This window comes from Pseudotabrizicola sp., assembly GCF_030656345.1.
Taxonomy (GTDB): domain Bacteria; phylum Pseudomonadota; class Alphaproteobacteria; order Rhodobacterales; family Rhodobacteraceae; genus Pseudotabrizicola.
Genome location: NZ_JAUSNR010000015.1, coordinates 133,124 through 159,310 on the forward strand (window position 1 = coordinate 133,124; position 26,187 = coordinate 159,310).

Annotated in this window: 25 protein-coding genes and 1 tRNA gene; 11 read left to right on the plus strand and 15 right to left on the minus strand. The window is 64.4% G+C overall.

Annotated elements, in window-relative coordinates:
* Positions 1–3 precede the first annotated feature (3 nt).
* The 4 genes from Q7J44_RS08605 to Q7J44_RS08620 are packed head-to-tail and all read right to left on the minus strand — an operon-like array spanning position 4 to position 4,002.
* A complete protein-coding gene (locus tag Q7J44_RS08605; RefSeq protein ID WP_304878908.1) occupies positions 4–1,308 on the minus strand; it encodes an HlyC/CorC family transporter in 1,305 nt (434 codons plus the stop codon).
* Between the two features lie 33 nt (positions 1,309–1,341).
* Complete coding sequence (locus Q7J44_RS08610; protein ID WP_304878909.1) at positions 1,342–2,307, minus strand: tyrosine recombinase; 966 nt, start codon at positions 2,305–2,307, stop codon at positions 1,342–1,344.
* Positions 2,304–3,875, minus strand: coding sequence for a hypothetical protein (locus tag Q7J44_RS08615; RefSeq protein WP_304878910.1), 1,572 nt, complete (start codon positions 3,873–3,875; stop codon positions 2,304–2,306). The genes Q7J44_RS08610 and Q7J44_RS08615 overlap by 4 nt, the downstream gene beginning before the upstream one ends.
* Positions 3,865–4,002: a hypothetical protein gene (locus Q7J44_RS08620; protein ID WP_304878911.1), complete on the minus strand. Its 138-nt coding sequence runs from the start codon at positions 4,000–4,002 to the stop codon at positions 3,865–3,867. The genes Q7J44_RS08615 and Q7J44_RS08620 overlap by 11 nt, the downstream gene beginning before the upstream one ends.
* 262 nt (positions 4,003–4,264) lie before the next feature.
* On the opposite strand from Q7J44_RS08620, the gene Q7J44_RS08625 reads away from it, so the two are divergent.
* From Q7J44_RS08625 to Q7J44_RS08635, 3 genes are all read left to right on the plus strand, one after another.
* Positions 4,265–4,813, plus strand: coding sequence for a shikimate kinase (locus tag Q7J44_RS08625; RefSeq protein ID WP_304878912.1), 549 nt, complete (start codon positions 4,265–4,267; stop codon positions 4,811–4,813).
* The gene (gene aroB, locus Q7J44_RS08630) at positions 4,810–5,925 is read left to right on the plus strand and encodes a 3-dehydroquinate synthase (RefSeq protein ID WP_304878913.1); all 1,116 of its coding nucleotides are present in this window, start codon (positions 4,810–4,812) and stop codon (positions 5,923–5,925) included. Before Q7J44_RS08625 ends, aroB begins: the two co-directional genes overlap by 4 nt.
* Before the next feature lie 198 nt (positions 5,926–6,123).
* The gene (locus tag Q7J44_RS08635) at positions 6,124–6,477 is read left to right on the plus strand and encodes a hypothetical protein (RefSeq protein WP_304878914.1); all 354 of its coding nucleotides are present in this window, start codon (positions 6,124–6,126) and stop codon (positions 6,475–6,477) included.
* 106 nt (positions 6,478–6,583) lie between these two features.
* On the opposite strand, the gene Q7J44_RS08640 is transcribed toward Q7J44_RS08635, so the two are convergent.
* Both Q7J44_RS08640 and Q7J44_RS08645 read right to left on the minus strand, forming a co-directional pair.
* A complete protein-coding gene (locus Q7J44_RS08640) occupies positions 6,584–7,033 on the minus strand; it encodes a hypothetical protein (protein WP_304878915.1) in 450 nt (149 codons plus the stop codon).
* Positions 7,034–7,111: 78 nt separating this feature from the next.
* Positions 7,112–7,186 (minus strand) — tRNA-Gln (locus Q7J44_RS08645).
* A 167-nt stretch (positions 7,187–7,353) separates the two neighbouring features.
* Between Q7J44_RS08645 and Q7J44_RS08650 the strand changes: the two genes are divergently transcribed.
* Positions 7,354–8,535, plus strand: a complete 1,182-nt coding sequence (locus tag Q7J44_RS08650; RefSeq protein ID WP_304878917.1) for an NAD(P)/FAD-dependent oxidoreductase — start codon at positions 7,354–7,356, stop codon at positions 8,533–8,535.
* Positions 8,536–8,571: 36 nt separating this feature from the next.
* Here the strand turns inward: Q7J44_RS08650 and Q7J44_RS08655 are convergent, their stop codons facing one another.
* Positions 8,572–9,615: a lysine-2,3-aminomutase-like protein gene (locus tag Q7J44_RS08655; RefSeq protein ID WP_304878919.1), complete on the minus strand. Its 1,044-nt coding sequence runs from the start codon at positions 9,613–9,615 to the stop codon at positions 8,572–8,574.
* A gap of 9 nt (positions 9,616–9,624) precedes the next feature.
* Positions 9,625–10,101, minus strand: coding sequence for a lytic transglycosylase domain-containing protein (locus Q7J44_RS08660; protein WP_304878921.1), 477 nt, complete (start codon positions 10,099–10,101; stop codon positions 9,625–9,627).
* Positions 10,102–10,269: 168 nt separating this feature from the next.
* Between Q7J44_RS08660 and Q7J44_RS08665 the strand changes: the two genes are divergently transcribed.
* The 7 genes from Q7J44_RS08665 to Q7J44_RS08695 all read left to right on the plus strand — a co-directional run bounded on the left by Q7J44_RS08665 (position 10,270) and on the right by Q7J44_RS08695 (position 18,781).
* Positions 10,270–10,989 carry a response regulator transcription factor gene (locus Q7J44_RS08665; RefSeq protein WP_304878924.1) on the plus strand — a complete coding sequence of 240 codons (720 nt, stop codon included), beginning with the start codon at positions 10,270–10,272 and terminating at the stop codon, positions 10,987–10,989.
* A gap of 118 nt (positions 10,990–11,107) precedes the next feature.
* On the plus strand, positions 11,108–12,265 hold the full coding sequence (locus Q7J44_RS08670; RefSeq protein WP_304879343.1) for an FIST N-terminal domain-containing protein: 1,158 nt from the start codon (positions 11,108–11,110) through the stop codon (positions 12,263–12,265).
* A complete protein-coding gene (locus Q7J44_RS08675; RefSeq protein ID WP_304878926.1) occupies positions 12,258–14,456 on the plus strand; it encodes a PAS-domain containing protein in 2,199 nt (732 codons plus the stop codon). The genes Q7J44_RS08670 and Q7J44_RS08675 overlap by 8 nt, the downstream gene beginning before the upstream one ends.
* 81 nt (positions 14,457–14,537) lie before the next feature.
* A complete protein-coding gene (locus tag Q7J44_RS08680) occupies positions 14,538–15,065 on the plus strand; it encodes a carbon monoxide dehydrogenase subunit G (RefSeq protein WP_304878928.1) in 528 nt (175 codons plus the stop codon).
* Positions 15,066–15,106: 41 nt separating this feature from the next.
* The gene (locus tag Q7J44_RS08685; protein WP_304878930.1) at positions 15,107–15,592 is read left to right on the plus strand and encodes a (2Fe-2S)-binding protein; all 486 of its coding nucleotides are present in this window, start codon (positions 15,107–15,109) and stop codon (positions 15,590–15,592) included.
* Positions 15,593–15,601: 9 nt separating this feature from the next.
* Entirely contained in the window at positions 15,602–17,980 is a 2,379-nt protein-coding gene (locus Q7J44_RS08690) for a xanthine dehydrogenase family protein molybdopterin-binding subunit (protein ID WP_304878932.1), read from the plus strand.
* Positions 17,981–17,992: 12 nt separating this feature from the next.
* Positions 17,993–18,781, plus strand: a complete 789-nt coding sequence (locus Q7J44_RS08695; protein ID WP_304878934.1) for a xanthine dehydrogenase family protein subunit M — start codon at positions 17,993–17,995, stop codon at positions 18,779–18,781.
* A gap of 64 nt (positions 18,782–18,845) precedes the next feature.
* Here Q7J44_RS08695 and Q7J44_RS08700 read toward each other — a convergent pair whose 3' ends face one another.
* From Q7J44_RS08700 to metA, 7 genes are all read right to left on the minus strand, one after another.
* Complete coding sequence (locus Q7J44_RS08700; protein ID WP_304878936.1) at positions 18,846–20,588, minus strand: capsule biosynthesis protein; 1,743 nt, start codon at positions 20,586–20,588, stop codon at positions 18,846–18,848.
* Positions 20,566–21,225 (minus strand): ABC transporter ATP-binding protein, encoded by a 660-nt coding sequence (locus Q7J44_RS08705; RefSeq protein ID WP_304878938.1) that lies wholly within the window; start codon positions 21,223–21,225, stop codon positions 20,566–20,568. Before Q7J44_RS08705 ends, Q7J44_RS08700 begins: the two co-directional genes overlap by 23 nt.
* Positions 21,226–21,423: 198 nt before the next feature.
* Entirely contained in the window at positions 21,424–22,656 is a 1,233-nt protein-coding gene (locus Q7J44_RS08710; RefSeq protein ID WP_304878940.1) for a Na+/H+ antiporter NhaA, read from the minus strand.
* Positions 22,657–22,767: 111 nt separating this feature from the next.
* Positions 22,768–23,400 carry a TetR/AcrR family transcriptional regulator gene (locus Q7J44_RS08715; protein WP_135428374.1) on the minus strand — a complete coding sequence of 211 codons (633 nt, stop codon included), beginning with the start codon at positions 23,398–23,400 and terminating at the stop codon, positions 22,768–22,770.
* Positions 23,397–24,272, minus strand: a complete 876-nt coding sequence (gene ppk2, locus Q7J44_RS08720) for a polyphosphate kinase 2 (protein ID WP_304878943.1) — start codon at positions 24,270–24,272, stop codon at positions 23,397–23,399. Before ppk2 ends, Q7J44_RS08715 begins: the two co-directional genes overlap by 4 nt.
* A 46-nt stretch (positions 24,273–24,318) precedes the next feature.
* Positions 24,319–25,269: an alpha/beta fold hydrolase gene (locus Q7J44_RS08725; RefSeq protein ID WP_304878945.1), complete on the minus strand. Its 951-nt coding sequence runs from the start codon at positions 25,267–25,269 to the stop codon at positions 24,319–24,321.
* Positions 25,244–26,161: a homoserine O-succinyltransferase gene (metA, locus tag Q7J44_RS08730; protein ID WP_304878947.1), complete on the minus strand. Its 918-nt coding sequence runs from the start codon at positions 26,159–26,161 to the stop codon at positions 25,244–25,246. Before metA ends, Q7J44_RS08725 begins: the two co-directional genes overlap by 26 nt.
* Positions 26,162–26,187 lie beyond the last annotated feature (26 nt).

Genomic DNA, 26,187 nt, shown 5'->3' on the forward strand with positions numbered 1-26,187 from the left:
CGCTTACAGCGCCCGCAGCTTCAGCTTCACGATCCGGTTTTCGCGCTTTTGCAGCACCTCGAACCGGAAGCCGTGGAAGCTGAAGGCCTGCCCCTCATTCGGGATCATCTGCGCTTCATGGATGACCAGACCGGCGATGGTATTGGCCTCGTCATCGGGCAGGTTCCAGTCCAGCGCGCGGTTCAGGTCGCGGATCGTCATCTGACCCTCGATCAGGTAATCGCCGTTCTCGGCCCGTTTCAGCGCACTTTCCTTCTGGACCACATCGAATTCGTCGGTGATCTCGCCGACGATTTCCTCCAGAATATCCTCCAGCGTGATCAGCCCCTGCAAGCCGCCGTATTCATCGACCACCAGCGCAAAATGCGTCCGGCGTTTCAAAAATTCGCGCATCTGTTCGTCCAGCGCGGTGGTGTCGGGGATGAAATAGGGCTTCATCGCCACCTTGACGATATCCAGATCCTTGACCGAGCCCACAATGCCGGTCTGACTGCGCATCAGCCGGTCAACTTCGCGCAACAGGTCTTTGGCATGAACCACGCCAAGGATATTTTCCTCATCGCCGCGAAACAGCGGCAGGCGGGTGTGGGGCGATGCCAGAACCTTGGTGATGATCTGATCGGGCGACAGATCGGCGTCGAGCATTTCGATATGGCGACGGTGGCGCATGATTTCATCCACCGTGCGGCTGCCCAGATCCAGCGCGCCCAGCAGACGGTCGCGGTCTTCCTTTTCCACAGCGCCTTCGGAATGGCCAAGCGCAATCGCGCCCATGATTTCCTCGCGCAGGGCCAGAATTTTGCCCTCGGGGTCGGCCTTCACGCCAAACAAGCGCAGCACCCCGCGCACCAGAATACGGACCACGGTGACAATCGGCGAAAAGATCAGGATCAGAACCTTGATGATCGGGGCCACGCGGGTGGCGACCCCTTCGGGAAAGGTGATGGCCAGCGTCTTGGGCAACACCTCGCCAAAGATCAGCACCAGAATGGTCATGCCCAGCGTGGCAAAGGCCACCCCGGAATCGCCCAGCACCCGCGTCAGCAGCGCCGTCGCCAATGACGCCGACAGGATGTTGACCACATTGTTGCCAAGCAGGATCGCCCCGATCATCCGTTCATTGTCTTCGGTGATCTTCATCGCCGCAGTGGCCCCGAGCGAGCCTTTGTCGGCAAGGGTTTTCAGCTTGGCGCGCGAGGCGGCGGTCAGTGCGGTTTCCGACCCCGAAAAGAACGCGGACAGCACCAGCAGGCACATGATTCCCACGGCCGTCAGCCAGAAGGCGGAGTCGAGGGCAGAACTTTCCATGTCAATCAATCTCTATGTAGGGAAGGCGGCATTTTACGAACGCTTGCCCGCTTTTGCCAAGGGGTGATGGTCCAGCACCAGCGATTTCAGATGGTCATCCAGCACATGGGTGTAGATTTCCGTGGTCGACAGATCCGCATGGCCCAGCAGGGTCTGGATCACCCGCAGATCGGCCCCGCCGGCCAGCAGATGGGTGGCGAAGGCATGACGCAGCGCATGGGGCGTCACCCGCGCGGGCGATACCCCGGCGGTGATGGCGATGTCTTTCAGCATCAGGTGGAAATGCTGCCGCGTCAGGTGGCCATCGGCCCCCGGGCCGGGGAACAACTGGCGCGACGGCGGCTTGCCCGCCAGCCGGGCCTTGTCCTCGGCGGCATCGCGGTGGTGCAGCCAGTCGGCAAGTGCCGTGCGGGCGGGCGAGGACAGCGGCACCATACGCTCTTTGCCGCCCTTGCCCCGCACCAGCACCATGCGCGGATCGCCCCGCGCCGCCGCGACCGGCAGGCCGACCAGTTCGGTCACGCGCATGCCTGTGGCATAGACCAGTTCCAGCAGGGCGGTGGCGCGGGCATGGTCGGCTGGCGTGCGGCCATGGCTGCGGGCGGCGTCCATCAGCCGGGTCACATCCTGCTGCGACAGGGCATCCGGCAGGCGCTGCACCGCGCCCGGCCCCTTGATGCGGATCGCCGGATTGTCGGCGCGCCAGCCTTCGTCATGCGCAAAGCGGTACATCTGCCGGATCGACGACAACCGCCGCGCGCGGGTGGCCTTTGACAGCCCGTTCGCATCGCAGGACACGAGGTAGGATTCGACATCGTCGCGCGTCACAGTGGCAAACTGGCCCCCCCGATGCGCAACCCAGGCCGCAAAGTCTTTCAGATCGCGGCCATAAGCCAGCTGGGTGTTGCGCGCCGCGTCCAGCTCGGCGGCATGAGCGTCAAGAAAGGTGGAAATCCAGCCTTCGGGCGTGGCGGGGGCGTTGGATAGATCGGCGGTCATCCCCGCCGCTCCAGCAGCATCAGCTCCAGCGCGGTGCGGCGGGCCACGTCTTCCAGCCCGACATGGCGCAGGAACGCCAGCCCATCGGTCACGCCCGACAGATTGCCCTGCACCCCGCGCCCGATCTTTTCCACCGCCAGCAAGATCGCCTCGCCCATCCGGCGCTGTTCCAGCAGGGCGGCAAATTCGGGCGCGGCCCCGGCGCGCAGAAAGGCGGGGGCGATGGCGCGGCCCAGCGATTCGGGCGGCAGCGCACCGGACAAGGACCCCGTCGCCAGACCGATCAGAAACGCCTCACGCGGGGATTCGGGTTTGCGGGTCCGGGCGATGGTTTCATAGGCGGGCGACAACATCCCAAGGTCAAAGGCAATGCGCCCGGCCTGTCCGGTCAGCGGCAGGCGCGACAGATCACTCGCGAACAGGATGGCAAAGGGCACCTCCAGCTCTGCCTCGGTCATCTTCGCCCAGGCGGCGGGCAGGCTTTGCGCCACCGCCCCCGGATCGCCCGCCCGCAGCGCGGTCTCGAACCGCTGGAACGCATCCACCCGGTCCCACACCCCGCCCGACGCGGCAGGCAGCCGTTCGGTATAAAGCCCCAGCAGCACATTGGGCGCGATCACCCCGGCACGGGCCAGACGTTCGGCCGATTCGATCTGGCTTTTCCAGCCAGCAGTGTCGCGCAACTCGGCATGGGCAAAGGCCAGCGGCAGGCTGAGGGTGGATTGCGGCTCGCCGATCGCCTCGAACATGCGCCAGGACAGCGGCGTCATCCGGGCCGGAATCGGCGGCAGGGCGTCACCTTCATACAGATCAGGGTCCAGAAACCGCGACAGCAGCGATTCTTCTTCCGGCGTCACATAGCCAAGCGCCTGCGCCGTGCGCAACGTCAGCGCTGCCGCATTCCAGTCGCCCGAGCGGGCCACACAAAAGATCCGCGCCGGAAAGGTCGGGGCAAGGTCGGGCGTGGCCTGCATCATATCGCAGCCCTGATCCTCATTGCCGGTCAGCAAGGCCACGTCAAAGGCGCGGCGGAACAGCTCCGGGTCGCCGGTCGGGGCCGCTTTGAGCAGGCTCGCCGCCTGATCCAGCGCGCCCATGGCAAGCAGCCGGTCAATCCGTGCCAGCAACAGCGTGCCCTTGCCGGTGCTGTCGGGCGGCGGTACCGCTTCGGCCAGCATCAGGGTCATGGTCAGCGATTGCAGGGCTGGCAGATGGTCGCCACGGTCGCGCATGATGGCGCTGCGCACTTCTTCCTCCAGCCCCATGCCCCACAGGTCGCGCGGCAATCCGGTGGTGGCGGGCGACAACAGCCCGATGGCATCGGGCGAGGGCGCATCCAGCACGCTGACCGCCACATCCTGTGGCAGCGCTCCGCCAGAGGTGACCGGCGCCTCATCCCGTTTGGCTGTCGGCGCGGGCCTGCCAATCGCCGACCCTGCTGGCGTGGCGACAGAGCTGGACAGCCAGTCAATCGCCGACAACGGGGTTTCGGCACCAACCGGCCCCGCCATCAGCGCGCACAGCACTGCGGCCAGGTGCCCCGCAGACGATGCGGTCTTAATCGGCATTCAGCGTCACCGGAACCGTCACCTGACTTTGTTCGGGCGACAAGTCGGCCAGATAGGCATAGCCGGTCAGGGCGACAAACCCCAACAGACCCAATACAACCAAAGCCTTGAGGATACGCCCCACCATTGTTCTTCTGCCCTTTCAGCCCGATGTTCTGCGCGCCACGGGTTTATCCCGTCGTCTTGCCGCAGAGGCTCGTCATTCCGCGTGTCGTCACCGGGCATAGCCGCGCAAGCTGGCCCCGCCCGGATGATTTCGGTGCGATTATATATGGCATTCGTGGCGAGTTCACGCCATGAACAAAAAAATGCGCGTGATGCGGGCGAAACGCCGCTGTTGCCGGCAAACAAAGCCGCTCCGCGCCGAAGATGAACCAAGGGGAGGCAGCGTGGCACGCCTGAAGAAGACGGTCGCCATGGTCGGGATGATGGGGGCGGGGAAAACCGCGGTGGGAACGGCCGTGGCGCGGGCGCTTGGGGTGCCTTTCCTCGATTCGGACGATGAAATCGTCCGCGCCGCCAACCGCTCGATCACCGAGATTTTCGAACGTGACGGCGAGCCGTTCTTCCGCGCCCGCGAATCCGAGGTGCTTGCCCGTCTGTTGCGCGGCCCGCCTTGCGTGCTGTCGACCGGCGGCGGGGCCTACCTTGCCGACAGCAACCGCCGCCTGATCTCTGACGTGGGGGTCGCGGTCTGGCTGCGCGCCGATCTGGATCTGCTCTGGAGCCGGGTGCGCCACAAGGCGACCCGCCCCCTGCTGCGCACCGCAAACCCGCGCGACACCCTGCGCGCGCTCTATAACGCGCGGGTGCCGTTCTACGCTCAGGCCGATATCACCGTCGATGCCAGTGCGGATCTGACGATTGAAGGCATGGCCGAACGGGTGGTCACAGCCCTTGCCGCGCGCCCCGATGTTCTGGAGGAAGACAAGACATGACGCTTGATGTGGTGAAGGTCGATCTGGGCAGCCGCAGCTATGAGGTGCGGATCGGCACCGGCCTGATCGACGGTGCCGGGGCGCAGCTCTTGCCGTTTCTGCGGCGGCGCAAGGTGGCGATTGTCACCGACGAGTCGGTCGCCGCCCTGCATCTTGACCGTTTGCTGGCGTCATTTGCCGCCGCCGGGATTGAGGCCAACGCTCTGGCCCTTCCAGCGGGTGAGAGCACCAAGGGCTGGCCGGAATTCGCCCGCGCCACCGAATGGCTGCTGGACCAGAAGATCGAACGCCGCGATCTGGTGGTGGCCTTTGGCGGCGGGGTGATCGGCGATCTGGCAGGCTTTGCCGCCGCCGTGCTGCGGCGCGGGGTGCGGTTTGCGCAGATCCCGACCACGCTGCTGTCACAGGTCGACAGCTCGGTCGGCGGCAAGACCGGAATCAACACCGCGCAGGGCAAGAACCTTGTCGGGGCCTTTCACCAGCCAACGGTGGTGCTGGCCGATATTGACGTGCTGGCGTCATTGCCCACGCGTGACTTTCTGGCGGGCTATGGCGAGGTGGTGAAATACGGTCTGCTGGGCGACGCCGCGTTCTTTGACTGGCTGGAGGCGAATGCCCCCGGAATGGCCGCCGACCGTGCCTTGCGCCAATACGCCGTGCGCCGGTCGGTCGAGATGAAAGCCGGCATCGTCAGCCGCGATGAAACCGAGGAGGGGGAGCGTGCGCTGCTCAATCTGGGCCACACCTTCTGTCACGCGCTGGAAAAGGCCACCGGCTATTCCGACCGGCTGCTGCACGGCGAAGGGGTGGCCATCGGCTGCGCCCTCGCGTTCGAGCTGTCGCAGCGTCTGGGCCTGTGTTCGCAAGAGGCCCCCAGCCGCGTGCGCGCACACCTGCGCGCCATGGGCACCAAGGTGGATCTGGCCGACATTCCGGGCGATCTGCCGGATGCCGGGGCGCTGCTGGCGCTGATGGGGCAGGACAAAAAGGTGGTGGATGGCCAGCTGCGATTCATTCTGGCGCGCGGCATCGGTGAGGCCTTCGTGGCAGAGGGCGTGCCGGGCGACATGGTGAAAACCCTGCTGGCAGAGGCGCTTGCGGCGCGCGGTTGATGTTGCGCCCGAAGGTCTGCGCCAAAGGCTGTTCTACAGGGCCCAGGCATAGACCGGCGCCTTGCGTTGCAGATTACGCGAGGCGTTTTTGATGCCGCCTTCTGCCAACTGCACATCATTCTATAAACATAATCGCGCCGCACTTAAGGCGACATATCATTGTTTCTGAAGGATATCTGCAGAAGGAACAGACAGAATATGAACAAACAAGTTCTCACTACGTTGTTGGCCGCCACGTTGGTACTTACAGCTTGCGCCAACCAACCCGACAAGGTTGTCGCGACCTACGTTAGCCCAACAACCTACAGCAGCTTTAACTGCAGACAGATCATTTCAGAACGCAATCGAATCGTTCAAAAGGTCAATGAATTGAGCGGCGTCCAGAAGAAGAAAGCCGACAATGATGCAGCTGCGATGGGGATTGGTATGATCCTTTTCTGGCCTGCACTTTTTGCCTTGGGTGGTGGCTCGGATGTGGAGCCGCAGCTTGCGTCTATGAAGGGCAACTATGATGCGTTGACCGCTGTAGGCACGCAAAAGAACTGTTTCTGAAGGCTAGAACAAAGCACGTTCCATAAGCCTCCCGAGCGCAAGCCTGGGGGGCAACCTGGGGCACACCGCCCCCCCCTGGGGCACTTTAGGGGGCCTTCAAGCTGGGTCAGAACAACAGCTTGTAGACATTGCCATTGGTGTCGGTGGCGCGGCCTGTGCCGCTGGTCGTGCCGCTGCCCGAGATGAAATTGCCTTGCACCCGGGTGCCGTCGGTGCACACGGCATAGATCTCGCCATTGTTCACGCGCGCCGATGTCTTCACATCCCGCCCCAGACGCCCGCCGGTATCTCGTATGGTCAGCGACACGCCTTTGGTCTGCGACACCTCTTTGGGGGCGACCGATGACCACGTGCCTTGACACTTCACCTTACGCTCCAGCCGAAAGCTGATTGGCCCCGAGGTTTCGTTGGTGTTCTGCGCCCTGATCCCGATCACCTTGGTCGCATCCTCTTGGGCAATCGGGCCTTCCAGCGGATAAAGCTGCATCTCGCTGGTGCCGCTGGCACAGGCGGCGAGCGGCAGGAGAACGGCGAGGACGAAAGGGCGAAGGGTCATTTTGGGTCTCTCTGGCGCAGTCGGTGCCCTGTGGGACGGGGATGGGCATGGATGCGCAAACAAGAGGAAGAAAACGGTTGGCTGGGGCGCCAGGATTCGAACCTGGGTATGTCGGTACCAAAAACCGATGCCTTACCGCTTGGCGACGCCCCAACCGTGCGGCGGTGTTTAGACAAGGGTGTTGGCGGGTGCAAGGGGGTTCATCACAAAAATGCAAAGATGCCGGCGGCCTCTGGTGTGGGGCAGGTCAAAGACCGTTCTGGCCACTGTAGCGCAAGGCAAAGATGGACGCGGGCGCGGGGCCGGGTTATGGCGCAGGCATGGAAAAGCTGGATGTCATTGTTCTGGGGGCCGGGGCGGCGGGTCTGTTCTGCGGAATCGAAGCGGCGCGGCGCGGGCGGCGGGTGCGGGTGATTGATCACGCGCGTGCGCCGGGGGAAAAGATCCGCATTTCGGGTGGCGGGCGGTGCAATTTCACCAATCTGGAGATTTTGCCCGACAGGTTTTTGTCGCGCAATCCGCGCTTTGCGCTGTCGGCGCTCAAACGCTTTACCCAATGGGATTTTATCGCCCGGATGGACGGGTGGGGCATCCCCTGGCACGAAAAGACGCTGGGGCAGCTGTTTTGTGACGGGCCTGCCACGCAGGTCGTGGACGCGCTGACCCGCGATCTGTCCCGTGCCGGGGGGGATCTTTGGCTGGGGGGTGAGGTGGGGGCCATCGGCACCCTGCCGGGCGGTGGGTTCAGCGTCGAGACGCCGCGCGGGGTGCTGCACTGCGCATCGCTGGTGGTGGCGACCGGGGGCAAATCCATTCCGAAGATGGGGGCCTCGGGCTTTGGCTACCGCGTGGCGGAACAGTTCGGCCTGCCGCTGGTGGAAACCCGCCCCGGTCTGGTGCCGCTGACCTTTGCCGAGCAGGAACTGGTCTGGATGAAGCCGCTGTCGGGCCTGTCGCTTGAGGGCCGGGTGCGGCACGGGCGGACCGAATTTGCCGAGGGGCTGCTCTTCACCCATCGCGGGTTGTCCGGCCCGGCGATCCTGCAGATCTCCAGCTACTGGCGCGAGGGCGAGGCGATTGCGGTTGATGTCAGCCTTGGCCGCGACGTGGCGGCGCTGTTGCGTCAGGCCCGGGCCGATGGGCCGAAACTGGCGCTGCGGACGGCTTTGGCGGGGCTGGTGCCGGAACGGTTGGCGCGGCATCTGGAAACGGTGATCGCGCCCGCCGGGCCGCTTGGCACCCTGTCCAATGCAGCACTCGAGCAGGTGGCAGAGGTTCTGCGCAACTGGCGGCTGATGCCGGTGGGGTCGGAGGGTTACCGCACCGCCGAGGTCACGCTGGGTGGCGTGGACACCGATGCGCTGGACGCGCGCACGTTGCAGGCCAAGGGTGTGGCGGGGCTGTATTTTGTGGGCGAGGTGGTGGATGTGACCGGTTGGCTTGGGGGGTATAACTTCCAATGGGCGTGGTCATCGAGTTGGGCGGCGGGGCAGGTTGTTTGATATCAAGATGTTGCGCGGCGTAGTTCGCGCAATGCCTTAGCTTTCAGGATCGCTGTAGCGGTGCTGCTGCCCGTTCGGATCGGTTACCGTCCAGCCCTGTGCATCGGGCACCAGATACCCCGGCCCGATCGGCACCTTGCCATAACCTCCGGGGATATCCAGAACATACGTCGGCAAAGCCGTGCCCGACAGCCGCCCGCGTAAGGAGGCCATGATCGCCTGACCCTGATCAATCGTGGTGCGGAAATGCCCGGCCCCGCGCGCGAGGTCGCAATGGTGCAGGTAATAGGGTTTGACCCGCAGCCGGATCAGCGCGCGGAACAGCGCCTCCAGCGTATCGGCACTGTCATTCACCCCGCGCAGCAGCACCGATTGCGACAGCAGTGGAATGCCCGCATCGGCCAGCCGGGTCAGGGCTGCGCGGGCCTCTGCCGTCAGCTCATCGGCGTGGTTGGTGTGCAGCACGATCCAGACCGACGGGTGCTGGCGCAACGCCGCGATCAGCGCATCGGTGATCCGGTCGGGGGCCACCACCGGCACGCGGGTGTGCAGGCGCAAAACGCCCACATGCGCAATATCGGCCAGCCGCGCCACCAGATCGGCAATCCGCCGCGCCGACAGCACCAAGGGATCGCCCCCGGTCAGGATCACCTCGTGTATCGCGGGGGTGCGGGCGATGTAGTCCAGCGCCGCGTCCAGCTGGTCTTGCGGCAGATGGCCGGTGTCGCCCACGGTTTCGCGGCGAAAGCAAAAGCGGCAATAGACCTCGCAGGTTTTGGTGACATGCAGGATCACCCGGTCTGGGTAGCGGTGCGTCAGCCCCGGCACCGGGGCGTGGGCATCATCGCCAATGGGGTCGGGCAGGTCTTCCGGCCGCTGGATCAGCTCTGCCGCCGTTGGCACGAACTGCCGGGCCACGCCGTCAGACCGGGCCGAGGCTGCGCGCATCTGCGGCGTCAGGCGCAGGCGGAAATCCTGCGCCACCTGTTCCAGAACCGGGGCATCATCGGCGCGCACCAGACCATCGGCAACCAGATCAGGAATCGTCAGCGCGGCGCGCGGGGGGGAACTGCCGTCCATGCGCAAAGATCAGCCGCGCAAGCCGGTGGCTTGCAGCAGACCACGGCGCTTGGCCTCGTAATAGTAACCTTTGGAATACCACATCACCGCGCGGTCTTCCGACCCGTCGGCGACCATCCACGCCCCGCGCAGGTATTTGACCGCATAGCGCAGGTTGGTATCAGGATCGAGCAGATCGGACGGTGATCCGCGAAACCCCATGGTCTGCGCGGTTTGCGACCTGATCTGCATCAGCCCGAGGTACGGCCCGTTGCGCGCCTGCGGATTGTAGCGCGATTCCCGCTGCACCACCCGGTGCACCAGACTGACCGGCACGTCATACTCCGCCGAATAGCGCTGGATCAGGGCGCGCAGCTCCGGCGTCTCCCCCTGGTTCAGCGGGCCGCCGCCGGCCACCAGCGTCCGGGTTTGATCGCGCCCGCCACAGGCCGAAACGGCCAGCGCAAGGCCAAGAAACAGTGCCGCGCGGCGCGGGATCGGGGGCATGGGCAAGATCCTTCTCCCTTGGGGTTGGGCCATGTTCTACTGCATCTGCGCCCCACGCTCCAGCCCCCCGTTCTGACATCGGCGGCAAGGCGAGGGTACGACGTTAGGCGGGCTATGCTGCGGCGGCCCCGCCTGTTAGCCTTGGCTGACCGCAGCCACAGGTGAGCCATGACCGTGCATACCTTGCCCCGCACCGACGCCAACAGCCCTGATCTGCCGCGCGCACTTCATTCAGCGCTGGTGGTGGATGACCATCCGCTGTTTTGCGACGCATTGGCGATGACGCTGAAGGCGGTGGCGGGGATCAGCAGGATTGAAACCGCCGACCGTCTGGAAACCGCAATTGCACGGCTGGACCGCGCGCCGATGCCGGATGTGGTGGTGCTGGATCTGAACCTGCCGGATGTGGACGGGCTGGACGGGCTGATCCGGCTGAAATCGGTGGTGGGGGCGGTGCCGGTGGTGGTGGTGTCATCCCTGGCCGACAACCGGGTGATCAGTGCGGCGCTGCGGGCGGGCGCGTCTGGCTTTGTGCCCAAGCACAGCCACCGCGACGTGTTCCGCGCCGCGTTCGAGGCGATCCGGCAGGGCCGCGCCTATCACCCCGACGGCTATTTCCCGCAAAACGACCCCAAAGCCCCGGCCAGCCAGCGGGAAGATGCGGTGGCGCGGCTGGCACTGCTGACCCGGCAGCAGGCGCGCATTCTGCAGCTGATCTGCGAGGGCAAGCTGAACAAGCAGATCGCCTTTGACCTGACCATTGCCGAAACCACGGTCAAGGCCCATGTCACGGCGATCATGCGCAAGCTGGGGGTGCAAAGCCGGACTCAGGCGGTGCTGATCGCGCGCGGGGCCAGTTTTGAAAGCCTGATGCCGGAAGGCGATTGACCAGGTTGGGGCGATTGAACCGCTTGCCGAAGCGGGGGGCAGGTCCTAGCCTGCCCCTATGGGGGATGCGGACATGCAAAGCGCGCGCGGCCTGAACGGCGGACATCCCGGTCTGCCGATGATGCCGTCTTCGGCAGTTCTGGCCTCGGCCTGCGTGTCGGCGCAGGCCCCGGATGCGGCATGGCAACTGGCGCAGGCGCTGGGGCAGGGGCCGTTTTCGCGCGTGGTGCTGTTCGTCTCTCCGCAAGCGGATCTGGCGCGGCTGTGCGCTGATCTGGGCCGTCATTTTCCGCCCGGTATCGTGATCGGCTGCACCACGGCGGGCGAGATTTCGCGGCAGGGCTACACCGAGGGCGAGATTGTGGCGGTCGGCTTTCCGGCGGCGCATTTCAGCACCGACTGTCTGCTGGTGCCCGATCTTGCCGGGATCGACCCGCAGGATCTGATCGGCCAGCTGATCCGCGCCCGCACCGGGTTGCAGCAGGGCCAGCCCGGATGGGAACATGAATTCGCGTTCATGATGGTGGACGGGCTGTCCACGGCCGAGGATGATCTGGCCGCTGCCGTCGCCTCTGGCCTTGGCCCGGTGCCGCTGTTTGGCGGATCGGCCGCCGATGGTTTGCGCTTTGGCCAGACCCACGTGATCTGGCAGGGGCAGGCACGGGGCAATGCGGCGATTGTCATGCTGGTGCGCAGCGCCTGCCGGGTGCGGGTGTTCAACCTTGATCATCTGGTGCCGACCGACCGGCGCATGGTGGTGACGCAGGCCGATCCGGCCCGGCGCATCGTGCGCCAGATCAACGCCGAACCCGCCGCGCAGGAATATGCGCGGCTGCTCGGCAAAGACCCGGCGCAGCTGACCACATTCACCTTTGCCGCGCATCCTTTGGTGGTGCGCGTCGGCGGGCGGCACCATGTGCGCGCGATCCAGCGGATGGAGCCGAATGGCGATCTGGTGTTCTTTTCCGCCATCGACGAAGGGCTGGTTCTGACGCTGGCCGAGCCGCAGGATATGGTGGCGCATCTGGACCGCGAACTTGCCCGCCTGTCAGATCAGGGGCCGCCCGCCGCCATTCTGGCCTGCGACTGCATTCTGCGCCGGCTGGAGGCGTTGGAAAAGCAGATGACCGGCGCGATTTCGGCTGTGTTGCGCGCGCATTCCGTGGTCGGGTTTTCCACCTATGGCGAGCAGTGGAATGCGATGCATGTCAACCATACCATGACCGGGGTGGCGATCTATCCGCCGGACCCCGAATGCCAGACCCGCCATGATTGATACGCTGATCAACCCCGCCGATCCGCCGGAACGGCAGATGGAAAAGCTGATGACCATCGCGCAGGTGCTGATGCGGCGGGTGGAATCCGATACCGATGACAGTGGCGCGGCTTACGCGCAGTTCCAGCGCGCGGCGATGCTGGAAGATCAGGTGCGCGACCGCACCCGCGATCTGGAACGCGCCCTGGACCTGCTGAACGATTCGAACGCCCGTCTGGGTGAGGCGACCCGCAGCGCCGAAGCCGCGCGGCAGAACCTCGCCAATGCGATTGAAACGGTGCAGGAAGGCTTTGCCCTGTTTGATGCGGGCGATGTGCTGGTGCTGTGCAATTCCCGCTTTGGCATGCATATGGAGGATATCCGCGACGCCCTGCGCCCCGGCCTTGCGTTTGACACCTATGTCGACCGGGTCAGCCGGTCACGTTTTCTGGAACTGCCGGACGGGGAAAGCCCCGGGGACTGGGCGATCCGGCGCAAACGGCGGCATCACGACCGGCATGTGATTTTCAACGTCCGCATGATCTGGGACCGTTGGGTGCAGGTGTCTGAACATCGCACGGCGGATGGCGGCACGGTGATCCTGCAGACCGATGTGACCGATATCATCCGGTCCGAACGGCAGGAGCGGGGCAAACTGCTGGATGATCAGGCCCGGATGATCCGCGCCACGCTCGATCATATCAATCAGGGCGTGTCGATCTTTGACGCGCAGGCGCGGCTGGTGGGGTGGAATGCGCGGCTGGGGCAACTTCTGGCGATTCCGGTGGCGCGGTTCCGGGTCGGCACCTCGTTTGACACGCTGCTGACCCGGTTTCGCGAAGATATCACCCTGCCCGACGGGATGACCGATGCCCGGCTGGGGGAATGGGTCCGGGCCGGGGCGGGGCGCAGCCCGCTGTCGTTTGAGCTGCGGCATGGCGATGACCTGATCCTTGCCGTCTTTGCGCAGGAAATGCCGGACGGTGGCTTCGTGATGAGCTTTACCGATGTCACCGCCGAACGCGCCGCAATAAAGGCGCTCAGCCGTGCCAATGAAACGCTGGAAGCGCGCGTGATGGACCGCACGCTGGAACTGGAAGATGCGCTTGCCCATGCCGAGCGCGCCAATGCCAGCCGGTCGCGCTTTGTGGCTGCCGCCAGCCACGATCTGCTGCAACCGCTGTCCGCCGCCAAGCTGTTCATCGCCAGCATCGGCGGTGAAGGCGTGCCACCCGAAGCCGTCGAGGCGCTGGAAAAGGCGCAGAATGCGCTGGTTTCGGTTGAGGGGATTCTGGACGCGCTGCTGGATATCTCCAAGCTGGAATCGGGGCGGGCGGCGGTGTCGGTGGGGCAGGTTGGCTTACGCCCGATTCTGGCGCAGCTTGCGGCAGAATTCACCGCGATTGCGGCGGCCAAGGGCCTGCGGCTGACGGTGCGGCTGTCAGACGCGGTGGTGATGACCGACCCGGCCTATCTGCGCCGCATTCTGCAGAACCTGATCGGCAACGCGATCCGCTATACCGATCGGGGCCGCGTGGTGGTGGCCGCACGCAGGCGTGGCGGCATGATCAGGCTTGAGGTCTGGGACACCGGCCCCGGCATCCCCGAAAACGAACAGGACAACATTTTCAAGGAGTTTCACCGGCTGAACGCGCGGGCGTCGGCCAGCGAAGGCATGGGGCTGGGGCTGGCGATTGTGGAACGCGCCTGCGCGCTGCTGGGGCATCCGCTTGGCCTGTCATCCCGGCTGGGACGGGGCACCTGCTTCATGCTGCAACTGCCCTGCGTCACCGCTGAGGAAACCCTGCCGCCACCCGCTCCGGCCGCACCCCGCCCGCGTATGCGCCTGCAGGGCAAAATCGGCTTTCTGGTCGAGAATGACCCTGATCTGTGCCGCGCCATGGGGCTTTTGCTGGAAAAATGGGGCCTGTCGGTGCTGGATGCCGACAGCGGTGAGGCGGCTTTGGCGCTGATCGACGAACTTGGCATCCTGCCCGATTTCTTTCTGGTCGATCATCAGTTGGGCGATGGCATGACGGGGATAGACTTCATCCGCACCTTGCGTGCTGTCCATGGCGATGTGCCCACCCGTCTGGTCACCGCCAACCGCAGCCCGCAGGTGCGGGCTCAGGCGCAGGCCGAAGGGGTGACCCTGATGATGAAACCGATGGATGCCCGCGCGCTGGAAGCGTTTCTGCGCGACCTGCCATAAGGTGCCGGGTGTCCTACGACTTATGTTCCATAGCGCCGGGCGCTGCTGCCGCCTAATCTGCCGTTCAAGGGAGACTGACCGATGCAAATGAGTGATACCCGCGAGATCAAGGCCCCGCCGTCCGAGGTCTGGGCCGCCATTCTGAACCCCGATGTGCTCAAAGAGTGCATCCCCGGCTGCACCGAAGTCACCGGCAACCGGGATGACGGGTTTGAGGCCGTGGTGACGCAAAAGGTCGGCCCGGTGAAGGCCACCTTCAAAGGCGTGGTTGCGCTGTCCGACATTACCGAAGGCGAGGCGGTGACGATTTCCGGTGAAGGCAAGGGCGGGCCTGCGGGCTTTGCCAAGGGCGGCGCCGTGGTGCGGCTGGAGCCGATCGCCGAGGGCACCCGCCTGTCCTATGAGGTGGAGGCCAATGTCGGCGGCAAGCTGGCGCAGCTTGGCAGTCGGATCATCGACGGTTTTGCCAAGAAGATGGCGGATGAGTTTTTCAACCGCTTCCAGACCGCCGTTGAGGGCCCTGCCGAACCGGACGTGGTGGCAGAGGCTGCGGGTGACGGCGAAGACGACGCACCGAAAAAAGGCTGGTTCAAGCGGCTGATCACCTGAACCGCAAAACGTACCCAGGACAGATCCAAGGGAGGGAAAACATGACAAAAGTCACGATGACCGTGAACGGAAAATCCGTCTCGGCCGATGCAGAGGGGCGCACCTTGCTGGTGGACTATCTGCGCAGCGGGCTGGGGATGACCGGCACACATGTGGGGTGTGACACCAGCCAGTGCGGGGCTTGCGTGGTGCATGTCGATGGCCGCGCCGTCAAATCCTGCACCGTGTTTGCGATGGATGTGGAAGGTGCCGACGTGCGCACGATTGAAGGCATGGCCAATGCCGATGGCAGCCTTGGCGTGGTGCAACAGGCGTTTCAGGACCATCACGGGCTGCAATGCGGGTTCTGCACGCCGGGCATGGTGATGACCACCGCAGCCCTGCTGGCGAACAACCCGAAGCCGACCGAAGCCGAGGTGCGCCATGAGCTGGAAGGCAATATCTGCCGCTGCACCGGCTATCATAACATTGTCAAAGCGGTTCTCGCCGCGTCCGGTCAGGACGCAGACGCCATTGCTGCCGAATAGGGGGATCAGATGCCAAAAGATACCGGAATAGGCGCATCCACCAAGCGCCGCGAAGATGTACGCTTCCTGACGGGCCGGGGGGTTTACACCGATGACCTCAGCCTGTTCGGGCAGGCCCATGCCGTGATGGTGCGGTCCACCGTGGCGCATGGCCGGATCGTGTCGATTGACACATCGGCGGTCGAGGCGATGCCCGGCGTGCTGGCGGTGTTCACCGGCGAAGATTTCAAGGATGTCGGCGGCAACCCGGCGGGCTGGCTGATCAACAGCCGAGATGGCACGCCGATGCGCGAACCCAAGCGCCCGGTGCTGGCGCATGGCAAGGTGCGCCACGTCGGCGACGCCTACGCCGCCGTGATAGCGGAGTCCTACGCGCAGGCCAAGGATGCCGCACAGGTGCTGTCTGATGCCACGGTGATCGAGGAACTGCCCGCAATCGTCGACATGAAGACGGCGGCGGCGGATGCCAGCAACCGCGTGCATGACGAGATTCCCGACAACATCTGTTTCGACTGGGGCTGGATCGAGGACAACCGCGCCGCAGTTGACGCCGCGATGAAAGCCGCCCCGCATGTGGTGACGCTGGAGCTGACCAACAACCGGCTGGTGCCCAACGCGATGGAGCCGCGCGCCAGCATCGGCGAGTATTTCCCCGGCACGGGTGATTACAAGCTGACCACCACCAGCCAGAACCCGCACCTGACGCGCCTGCTGATCTGCGCCTTTGTGATGGGCATTCCTGAGAATAAACTTCAGGTCGTGGCCCCCGATGTGGGCGGCGGCTTTGGCTCGAAGATCTATCACTACGGTGAAGAGGCGCTGGTTCTGGCCGCCGCCAAACGCCTTGGCCGCCCGGTGCGCTGGACGGCAGAGCGGACGGAAAGTTTCCTCTCCGACGCGCATGGCCGCGACCATGTGACCAAGATCGAGATGGGCTGCACGGCGCAGGGCGATATTCTGGCGATCCGCACCGAGACCTATGCCAATGTCGGCGCGTATCTGTCGAACTTCTCGACCGCCACGCCGACCTTTCTGCATGGCACGCTGATGGCGGGGCCCTACAAGGTGCCGCATGTCTATGTGAATGTGAAAACCGTGTTCACCAACACAGCACCCGTTGACGCCTATCGCGGTGCGGGCCGGCCCGAGGCGACCTATAGCATCGAGCGCGTGGTCGACAAAATGTGCCGCGAGCTGGGGCTTGACCCGTTCGAGGTGCGCCGTCGCAACCTGCTGACGCCCGATCAGTTCCCCTACACCACCCCGGTCGGGCTGGTCTATGACACCGGCAATTATCAGGCCACGCTGGATAAAGCGGTGGAGCTTGCCGATGTGGCGGGGTTTGAGGCGCGGCGGGCGGAGTCGGCCAAACGCGGCAAGCTGCGCGGCATGGGGCTGTCGACGTGGATCGAGGCCTGCGGCATTGCACCATCGCATCTGGTGGGTGTGCTTGGCGCGCGGGTTGGTCTTTATGACGCGGCCACCGTGCGGGTGAATGCCACCGGCACAATCTCGGTGATGACCGGGGCGCACAGCCACGGGCAGGGGCATGAAACCGTGTTTCCGCAGATCGTGGCGGAAAAGCTGGGCATTGATGCCTCCTCGGTCGAGATTGTGCATGGCGATACCGCCAAGATTCCGTTCGGGATGGGGTCTTATGGCTCGCGCAGCCTTGCCGTGGCGGGGTCCGCGATGGACCGCGCCATCGACAAGATCATCGCCAAGGGCAAGAAGATTGCCGCCCATATGCTGGAGGCTGCGGAAGGGGATATCACATTCGCCGATGGCAAGTTTTCTGTGGCGGGCACCGACAAGGCCAAGACTTTCGGCGAGATCGCCTTCAGCGCCTACGTCCCGCACAACTACCCGCTGGAAACGCTGGAACCGGGGCTTGAGGAGACCGCCTTCTATGACCCCGCCAACTTCACCTATCCCGCAGGCACCTATATCTGCGAGGTCGAGGTGGATGAAGGCACCGGCAAGGTCGATGTGGTGTCCTTCACCTGCGCCGATGATTTCGGCAATGTGATGAACCCGATGATCGTTGAGGGGCAGGTGCATGGCGGTGTGGGCCAAGGGATTGGTCAGGCGGTGCTGGAAAGCACCAGCTATGACGAGAATGGCCAGCTGCTGACCGGGTCCTACATGGATTACGCGATGCCACGCGCCGATGATGTGCCGTTCTACACGGTCGATCATTCGTGCAGCACGCCTTGCACCCACAACCCGCTTGGGGTGAAAGGCTGCGGCGAGGCGGGGGCGATCGGATCACCCCCGGCTGTGGTGAATGCGGTGATCGACGCGCTGCAGCGCGGCGGCCATGCCCATGTGACACATATCGACATGCCCGTCTCACCCAACCGGGTGTGGCAGGCGATGAACGCGTAAGGAGGGTTAGCCATGCATAACTTTGAATTCGTCAAACCCTCGTCCATCGCAGATGCCGTCGCGGCTTTGGCGACCGAGGGCGCACAGCCGCTGTCGGGCGGGCAGACCCTGCTGCCGACGATGAAGCAGCGGTTGGCGGCACCCGAGGTGCTGGTCAGCCTGACCGGCATTGCCGAGATGCAGGGCGTCTGCACCGGCGATGGCGGGTTGCACATTGGCGCCGCCACCCCGCATGCGGTGGTGGCGCAAGAGGCGGCGGCGCATTACCCCGCACTTGCTGCCCTTGCCGGCGGCATCGGCGATCCGGCAGTGCGCAACCGGGGCACCATCGGCGGGTCGGTTGCCAACAATGACCCGGCGGCCTGCTATCCGGCGGCGGTTCTGGCCTCTGGCGCGACCGTGGTGACAAGCACCCGGAAGATCGCGGCAGAAGATTACTTTCAGGGCATGTTCACCACGGCGCTGGAAGAGGGGGAGTTCATCACCCAACTGATCTTCCCGATCCCGCAAAAGGCGGCCTATGTGAAGTTCAACCAGCCCGCCAGCCGCTTTGCGCTGACGGCGGTGTTCGTGGCAAAGTTCGCAGATGGCGTGCGGGTGGCGGTGACGGGGGCGTCGAACAACGGTGTGTTCCGTTGGGCCGAGGCCGAGGCCGCGCTGTCGGCAGATTTCTCTGCTGCGGCGATTGGCGGGCTGACGGCCTCATCCGAGGATATGATCAGCGATCTGCACGGATCTGCCGCGTACCGGGCCAATCTGGTCAAGGTGCTGACCGGGCGCGCGGTGACGGCGGCCCAGTGATCTGATCCAAAAGAAAACAAGCCCCCGGTCGCAGGGCCGGGGGCTTTTTCATGTGTCGGTCAGATCAGGCCGAAACCTGTTCGCGCAGGATTGCAGCGGTCATCGAGATCATCAGGTACAGGCCCGCAAAGATCAGCAGTGCCACCATCGTGTTTTCAAACGCGCGCGGATAGGTCGCCTCATCCGGGGGCACCGGGTTGACGGACACCGACAGATAGCGCACCTGGCGATTGGCATCGGTGCGCGCGGTTTCCATCGATTGCAGCGATTGCGACAGCAAAAGCTGCCGGGTCTGCACATCGGCCTGCGCCACCAGCAGTTCCGACTGCACCTGCGCCAGCGATTTGCCGCCCGCAACGCCTTGGGTCAGACGCGAGCGCAAGGTGGCAATCTCGGTCTCCAGCGTGCCGATCCGGCGCAGCAGCGGCTCCATCCGGGCGGCGTTGGGGGTGGCGTTGGAACGCATCTGCGCCAGGCTCAGCCGGTCCTGGCTCAGCTGGGTTTCCAGCTGGCCGATCTGGGTGGTGATCAGGCTGACCTCGACCTCGGAGGACAGGATCTGGAACTGTTCCTGCAGATCCACCACCTTGCGCTGCGCACTCAGCATCGCGGCTTCGGCCAGCTCATACGCCTCACGCGCGCCCTGCATCTGGTCGGCGCGCAGGCGTTGGGTCAGATGATCGACCTGTTCTTCGGCATAGCCGATCAGCGCCTTTGAAAAATCGGCCGATACCGTGGGATCGGCGGCAATCACCTCCATCTTGATGATGCCTTCGGTGGGGTCATAGGCAATTTTCACGTTGCGCTGAAACACCTTATAGGCCGCTTCGCGTGTGGCGTCGGCGGCCAGCCGCTGGATCGGGTCAATCTGACTTTGCGCAAAATGGTCGATGAAGCGATGGTCGGCATCCAGCCGCATCATCGCATCGCGCGATTGCAGATAGCCCAGCACCGCGATGCTGTCCTGCGAGGTGGCGAATTGCGTGCCCGACAGCAGCCCTCCCATACCCTGCGCGCCGGCAGGATCGGCCTGCTGGATCACGAATTCGGCCTTGGTGGCAAACAGCGGTGTGGCGACCATGTAGTAATACCAGCCCGCCAGCAGGGTCGGCAGGCCGACAAAGAAGAACAGCCGCGCCATCAGCAGGGCTGATTTGCGGCGGCGGCGCTTGGCCAGATCGCGCTGAATGCGCTGAATTTCCGACAGGTGCGATTCCTCGGCGCGCATCTCGGTCGAGGGCACCTTGATCGGCCGGACGGTTTGCGGCAGCTGCACCCCGTCGCCGCGGGGCCCGACGGTCAGGGCACGTGACGCCTGTTCGCCACTGTCCGGCCCGGCCCCGGAGCCTTCGGCGCTGATCATTTCCATGATCGTCGATTTCTGGAACGGATCGACCCCTGCCGCCCGCAACAGGCGCACGGCATCAAAATCCGAGGTCGCGGGCAGCCCGTATTTCTGCGCCATGCGCCGCGCCATGCGCAACTGGCGCCCCGTCAGCCCCTCTTTGCGGATCTGGTCAATATCATTGGCGGTCGCAGGCCCGGCTTGGGCGGCGGCGGCTGCGCGGTGCGGGGCCGGGCGGTCGGCCCCGGCATCCATCATCGCCGAGATCTGATCGCCTGCGGTGGGAAACGGGTCGGAGCCGAAGCCGTCATCTGTCACCGGCGCGGCAGGCGCAGGGGCGGGGCGCAGGGTGCGGGCGGGTGCACTGCTGGTCGCGCGCGGCCGGGGCGGCGCGGGGACCGGGTCGGTCACCGGATCGGGGCGGCGCAGGTTGTAGCGTTTAACCTTGAGCTTGATAGTCATAAAGCTGCTTCGCCTCTTCCAAAGTGTCGAACGTGTAAAGCTGCCCGTTGCGCAGCACCGCGGCCTGCTTGCAGAATTTCTCCAGCGTCTGGGCCTGATGGCTGACGATCACCACGGTGGCCTGTTGCAGGCGTTCGCGCAGGATGCGCCCGGCCTTGCGGTTGAATTCGACATCCGTGGTGGCGGGCATGCCTTCGTCGATCAGATAGATGTCGAATTCCAGCGCCAGCATCAGTGAAAACGAAAACCGCGCCCGCATTCCCTGACTGTAGGTGCCGACCGGCATGTCGAAATATTCGGCAATCCCGCACAGCCAGCGGCAGAAGCTTTCAACATAATCGGGGTCAAGCCCGTACAGCCGGGCCACATAGCGGCTGTTTTCGGTCGCGGTGTGTTTGCTGACCACGCCGCCCATAAAGCCCAGCGGGAAAGAGATGCGGCTGGTGCGGGTGACCCGCCCCTCATCCGGTTTTTCCAGCCCCGCCATCATGTTGATGATCGTGGTCTTGCCGGTGCCGTTCGGGGCAAGGATGCCAAGGGATTGGCCAAGATCAATGCGGAACGAGGCCCGATCCAGAATGATCTTGCGCTGTTTTCCGGTCCAGAAAGACTTTGAAACGCCCTCGAACTCGATCACTGCCGCCCCTTACATGTCGTCAGGCAAAGTGGCAGGGCCTATGCCTTGTGCCACAGTGCTGCGCCATCCTCACCTCATGACCTTTGCCACAGATTTTCTCTGTCCGGTCGGTCTATTGTTGCCGATCTTTGCCGAAGATCGCTTTTTTTTCGGTTTATGTGCTGTCTTTCGGGCAGTATTATGTCCGACCGGCGGCTGCTATGGCAAGACCACCTTCTTGCGTCCCGGCAGAAGCCGGGCCAGCAGCGCCGCAAACCCGCCCGCCAGCAAGGACAGCACAAGCCCCAGCCGTGCGGCCTCTGCCATGCCACCGCCGGGCAGGGTGCTTTCCAGCGTCAGCACCGGCACGGTGAAACCCATGCCGGTCAGCACCGCGATGATCAGCAGATCGCGCGGCTTTACCCCCCGTGGCAGGGCAAACCCGAAGACCCGCAGCGCAATCAGCGCCCCCAGCATCACCCCCAGCGGCTTGCCGATCCACATGGCGGCCAGCACGGTGGCGGTGGTGGGGGCGAGTGCGAGCAGATCGACGCCGCCTTGGGTCAGGCCGAACAGGAACAGCACCAGTGCCAGCGGCCTGACCAGAGCATGGGCCAGCCGGTTGAGCGGATCGTGCAGAAACGCCTCGGCTTGCGCAAACAGGCCGAAAGCGCGGTCGGTATGCGGGATGACCGGCACTAACGGCAACAGCCCCAGCGCACCGGGCAGACCTGCCAGCACCACGCCAAGCCAGCTTGCCACCCCCGCCAGCACATAGGGCCACAGCGCAGCGGCGCGGCGATGCGCGCGCTCTGTCGCGTCGGCGCGGGCCAGACGGCCAAATCCCAGCCATGTGACTCCCACCGCCGCCAGCGTCAGCGCCAGCCAGACCAGCCGCAGGACCGGGCCCTGATAGGCCAGCCCGGCAACAACCAGCCCGAAGATGTCATTGGCGATGGTGATCAGCAGCAGCAGGTGCAGCGCCGGGTGGCCGTTGCCAAAGATCAGACGCCCGAGCAGATAGCACAGCACCACATCCGACCCCAGCGGCATTGGCCAGCCCACGCCGGGGCTGGCTTCCACCGCGGTTTCCACCATGGCCCCACAGATCAGCCAGACCAGCACCGCCCCGGCCCAGCCGCCCACCATCGCGGCCAGCGGCAAAGCCCCGCGCCGACCCGACAAGGCCCCGCGCCGCAGGCGGATCGCCTCCCACAATTCCTTGCCGACAAAGAACAGGAACAGCGCCATCAAGCCTTCGGACACAATCGCCAGCGGCGTCACAGCCGGGGGGTAGGGGGCCATCCAGACCGGCAGCGGCAGATCGAGCAGCCGGTATTGGATGGTGTCGTAATAGCTGTCGGGCGACAGGGTCAGCCAGCAGGTCGCCATGGCGATGCCCGCCAGCAAGGCAAGACCGAAATGGCGCATAAAGGGGGAGACGCGGTACATGGCACAGACCCGGAACAAAGGCGGCAGAGACCCCGTTCCATATCGCCCCCGTGCCGGTGCTTCAATGACAGCGCGACGCGAAGCGCGCCACTGTTGCCCGATCGCCCGGTTTCACGATAACCGGGTGCCGTCGGGGGGCAGCAACCCCAGACCGCGCAGATAGATGCCGATCCCGGCTTCCAGCAGATCTTCGGGCGGAAACGGGCTGCGCGCGCCGCCATTGGCACTGCCGCGCATGTACAATTCGACCACACCATGGCTCATCGCCCAGATATGGGCGGAAAACATGGTGGCGGGCGGGCGCATGTCGGCGGGCATGTGCTGCGACAGGCTTTCGGCCGCACGTTCAAGCACCGCCCGCGCCTTGCCCGCCACCAGCGCCAGATCGGGGTGGTCGTTCAGGCTTAGCCCCGCCTCGAACATCGCCATGTAATGGCCGGGGTATTTGCGGGCAAAGGCCAGATAGGCGCGGCCCGTCGCCTCGAACGCCGCAAGCGCAGTGGGGCGGCCGTTGTCGAAAGCAAATTCCATCAGCGCGGCGAAAATCTCATACCCCTGCCGCGCGACTTCGGCCAGCAGGTCTTCACGCCCGGCGAAATGGCGGTAGACCGCCGCCGGGGTCACATCCGCCGCCTTTGCCGCTTCGGACAGGGTAAAGCCGGTCGGTCCCTGATCGGCGATCAGGCCAAGTGCTGCCTCGACCAGCGCCTGGCGCAGGTTGCCGTGGTGGTAGCCGCGTTTCACGCCTTTGCCTTGCGGATTTCCGGCCCGCCGCAGATGGCAGGGTCGGGCGTGCCGATCACCGCCAGATCGCGGCCCTTGTAATCGACAGAGGACAGAATGGTCTGCACCGCCGCGATGCGGGCGCGTTTTTTGTCATCCGACAGAATAACCGTCCAGGGCGCAAAGTTGAAATGGCTGCGCTCCATCGTCTCGTCAATCGCGGTGCAATAGGCGTCCCATTTCTTCAGCCCGTCGATGTCGATGGACGACAGCTTCCACTGCTTCAGCGGGTCCTGTTCGCGGGCGATAAAGCGCTTGAGCTGTTCGGCCTGACCCACCTCCAGCCAGATCTTTCGGAAGATGATGCCTTCCTCCACCAGCATCCGCTCAAAATCCGGCAGTTGCGCAAAGAAATGCTCGCGCTGTTCGGGCGTACAAAAGCCAAAGACATGCTCGATCACGGCGCGGTTGTACCAGCTGCGGTCGAACAGGGCGATTTCGCCATGCGCGGGCAGCCAGTCGACATAGCGCTGGAAATACCACTGCGCTGCCTCACGGTCTGACGGTTTGGCAAGCGCCACCACAGAACACACCCGCGGATTGAGGTTTTCGCGCGTGGCTCCGATGGTGCCGCCCTTGCCCGCCGCATCGCGCCCCTCAAAGATCACCACCAGACGCTTGCCGGTGGTTTTCAGGTCAGACTGCATCTTGACCAGTTCGATCTGCAGTCTGTCCATCTGCACATCGTAGTCCTTGCCCTTCATCTCCTGCCGGTAGGGATAGGACGGGTCCAGAATGTCATCCTTATTGGCGGATTCGATGGCCTTGCGCACCGATTTGGGCGCTTCGGAGGTGAAGAATGCGCTGATCGCGCCGTCGAATGGCAGTGTCATGGCATGGGTCTCCCGTATCTGCCCCACCCTAGGGCGAATGCCCGGTTCAGCGCAATCCGGCGCGCTGTGCGGCACGGTCGATTGCTGCGATCACCGCTTCGGGGTGGGTGTGATGCGGCATGTGGCCGACCCCCGGCAGCACCGTCAGCGCCGCATTCGGCAGGATCTGCGCCAGCGGGCCTGAGTGGATGTGCACAGGCACGATGGTATCGGCATCGCCATGCACCAGTTCGACCGGCAGGGTCAGCCGCGCATAGTCTTGCTGCATCACCTCAACCTGCGGCTTCAACTCATTGATCTGCAACACATTTATCGCCATAGACTCGCGCCGCAATGTCAGCCCGATGCCCAGGTGATCGGCATATCCCGGCGGCGCGGTCTGCGGGGCGAACACCACGTCGATGGTGCGGCGCACATAGCGTTCCGCCACCAGCGCCGAGGCCAGCGGCACCAGCGTATGGCGGCCAAGCGCTGTGGCGGTGATCCGGTACCACGGGCCGAGGTCCCCCGGCCAGGGCAACGAGGGGGACGACACCAGCACCAGTGCTGCTGGCGGGCTTTGCAGTGCCCAGGCCAATGCCACGGTGCCGCCATAGCTTTGGCCCAGCACAATCGGGTTGGTGGCACCGACCTGTGCCACCGCTGCGCGCAGCAGGCGTGCCTGCGCCGCGACACTGGCATCATTCCCCGGCAAGGCACCGGAATAGCCCAGACCGGGCCTGTCCACTGCGATCACCCGGTAGCGGCTGGACAGCTGGTCCATCAGCGCAAAGGTGAATTCGCGCAGATTGCCATTCGCGCCATGGATCATCACCAGATCAGGGCCGGAGCCTGCGACCTGCAGATGCACCTGCACCCCGTCCACCGTCACAAACTGCCCTGTCGGCGGATGCGAGCGCACCGCCGCCGCTTCACGCGTCGTCAGCCGCCACTGGGTGGCCGCAATCAGGCCAAGTCCGATGAGCGCCGCACTAGCGGCCAATGTCTTGAGGGTCATAGGGCGTGGACTGATAAATCTCGTTGATCCAGTTGCCATATAGAAGATGCGCGTGGCTTCTCCAGCGGTTCAGCGGTGGCATCAACGGATTGTCATCGGTGTAATAATTCAGCGGCACGTTGATCGTGGTGCCATTGGCGATGTCGCGGTCATATTCCTGCTTGAGCGTGTCACTGTCATATTCAAAGTGGTTGAAGATATACAGCGCCCGGTGGTCCGGGTCCTCTACCAGACAGGGGCCGACCTCATCACTGCCCAGCAGGGTGCGCAGGGTTTGCGCCTGATCAATCTCGTCCTGCCGCATTTCGGTCCAGCGGCTGACAGGGATCACGAAATCATCCGAAAACCCCCGCAGGTAGGGCGAGGTGGGGGCAAGGTTGCGGTGGCGGAAGCAGCCGAACGCCTTGTGGTCCAGCATGTGTTTTTGCACGCCGTGGAAATGGTTGATCATCGCCATCCCGCCCCAGCACACGCCAAAGGTCGACTGCACGTTGGTCTGGGTCCATTCGAACACCTCTGCCAACTCGTCCCAATAGGTCACATCGCTGAACGGCAGGTGTTCGATCGGCGCGCCGGTGATGATCAGCCCGTCGAACTTTTCATCCCGCACTTCCTGAAACGGGCGATAAAACGCCTCCATATGTTCAGCGGCGGTGTTTTTGGTCTGGTGTTCCGACATGCGGATCAGCTCGAACTTGATCTGCAGCGGCGTGGCCCCGATCAGCCGCGCGAACTGGTTCTCGGTCTGGATCTTTTTCGGCATCAGGTTCAGCAACCCGATTTTCAGCGGCCGGATATCCTGCCGCGCCGCGCGTTCGGGCGACATGACCATGACGCCTTCGTTCCGCAGAACGTCAAAGGCGGGCAGGGTCTCTGGCAGGGTAATGGGCATGGGGCGCTTCCTTCGCAGCGGATGTA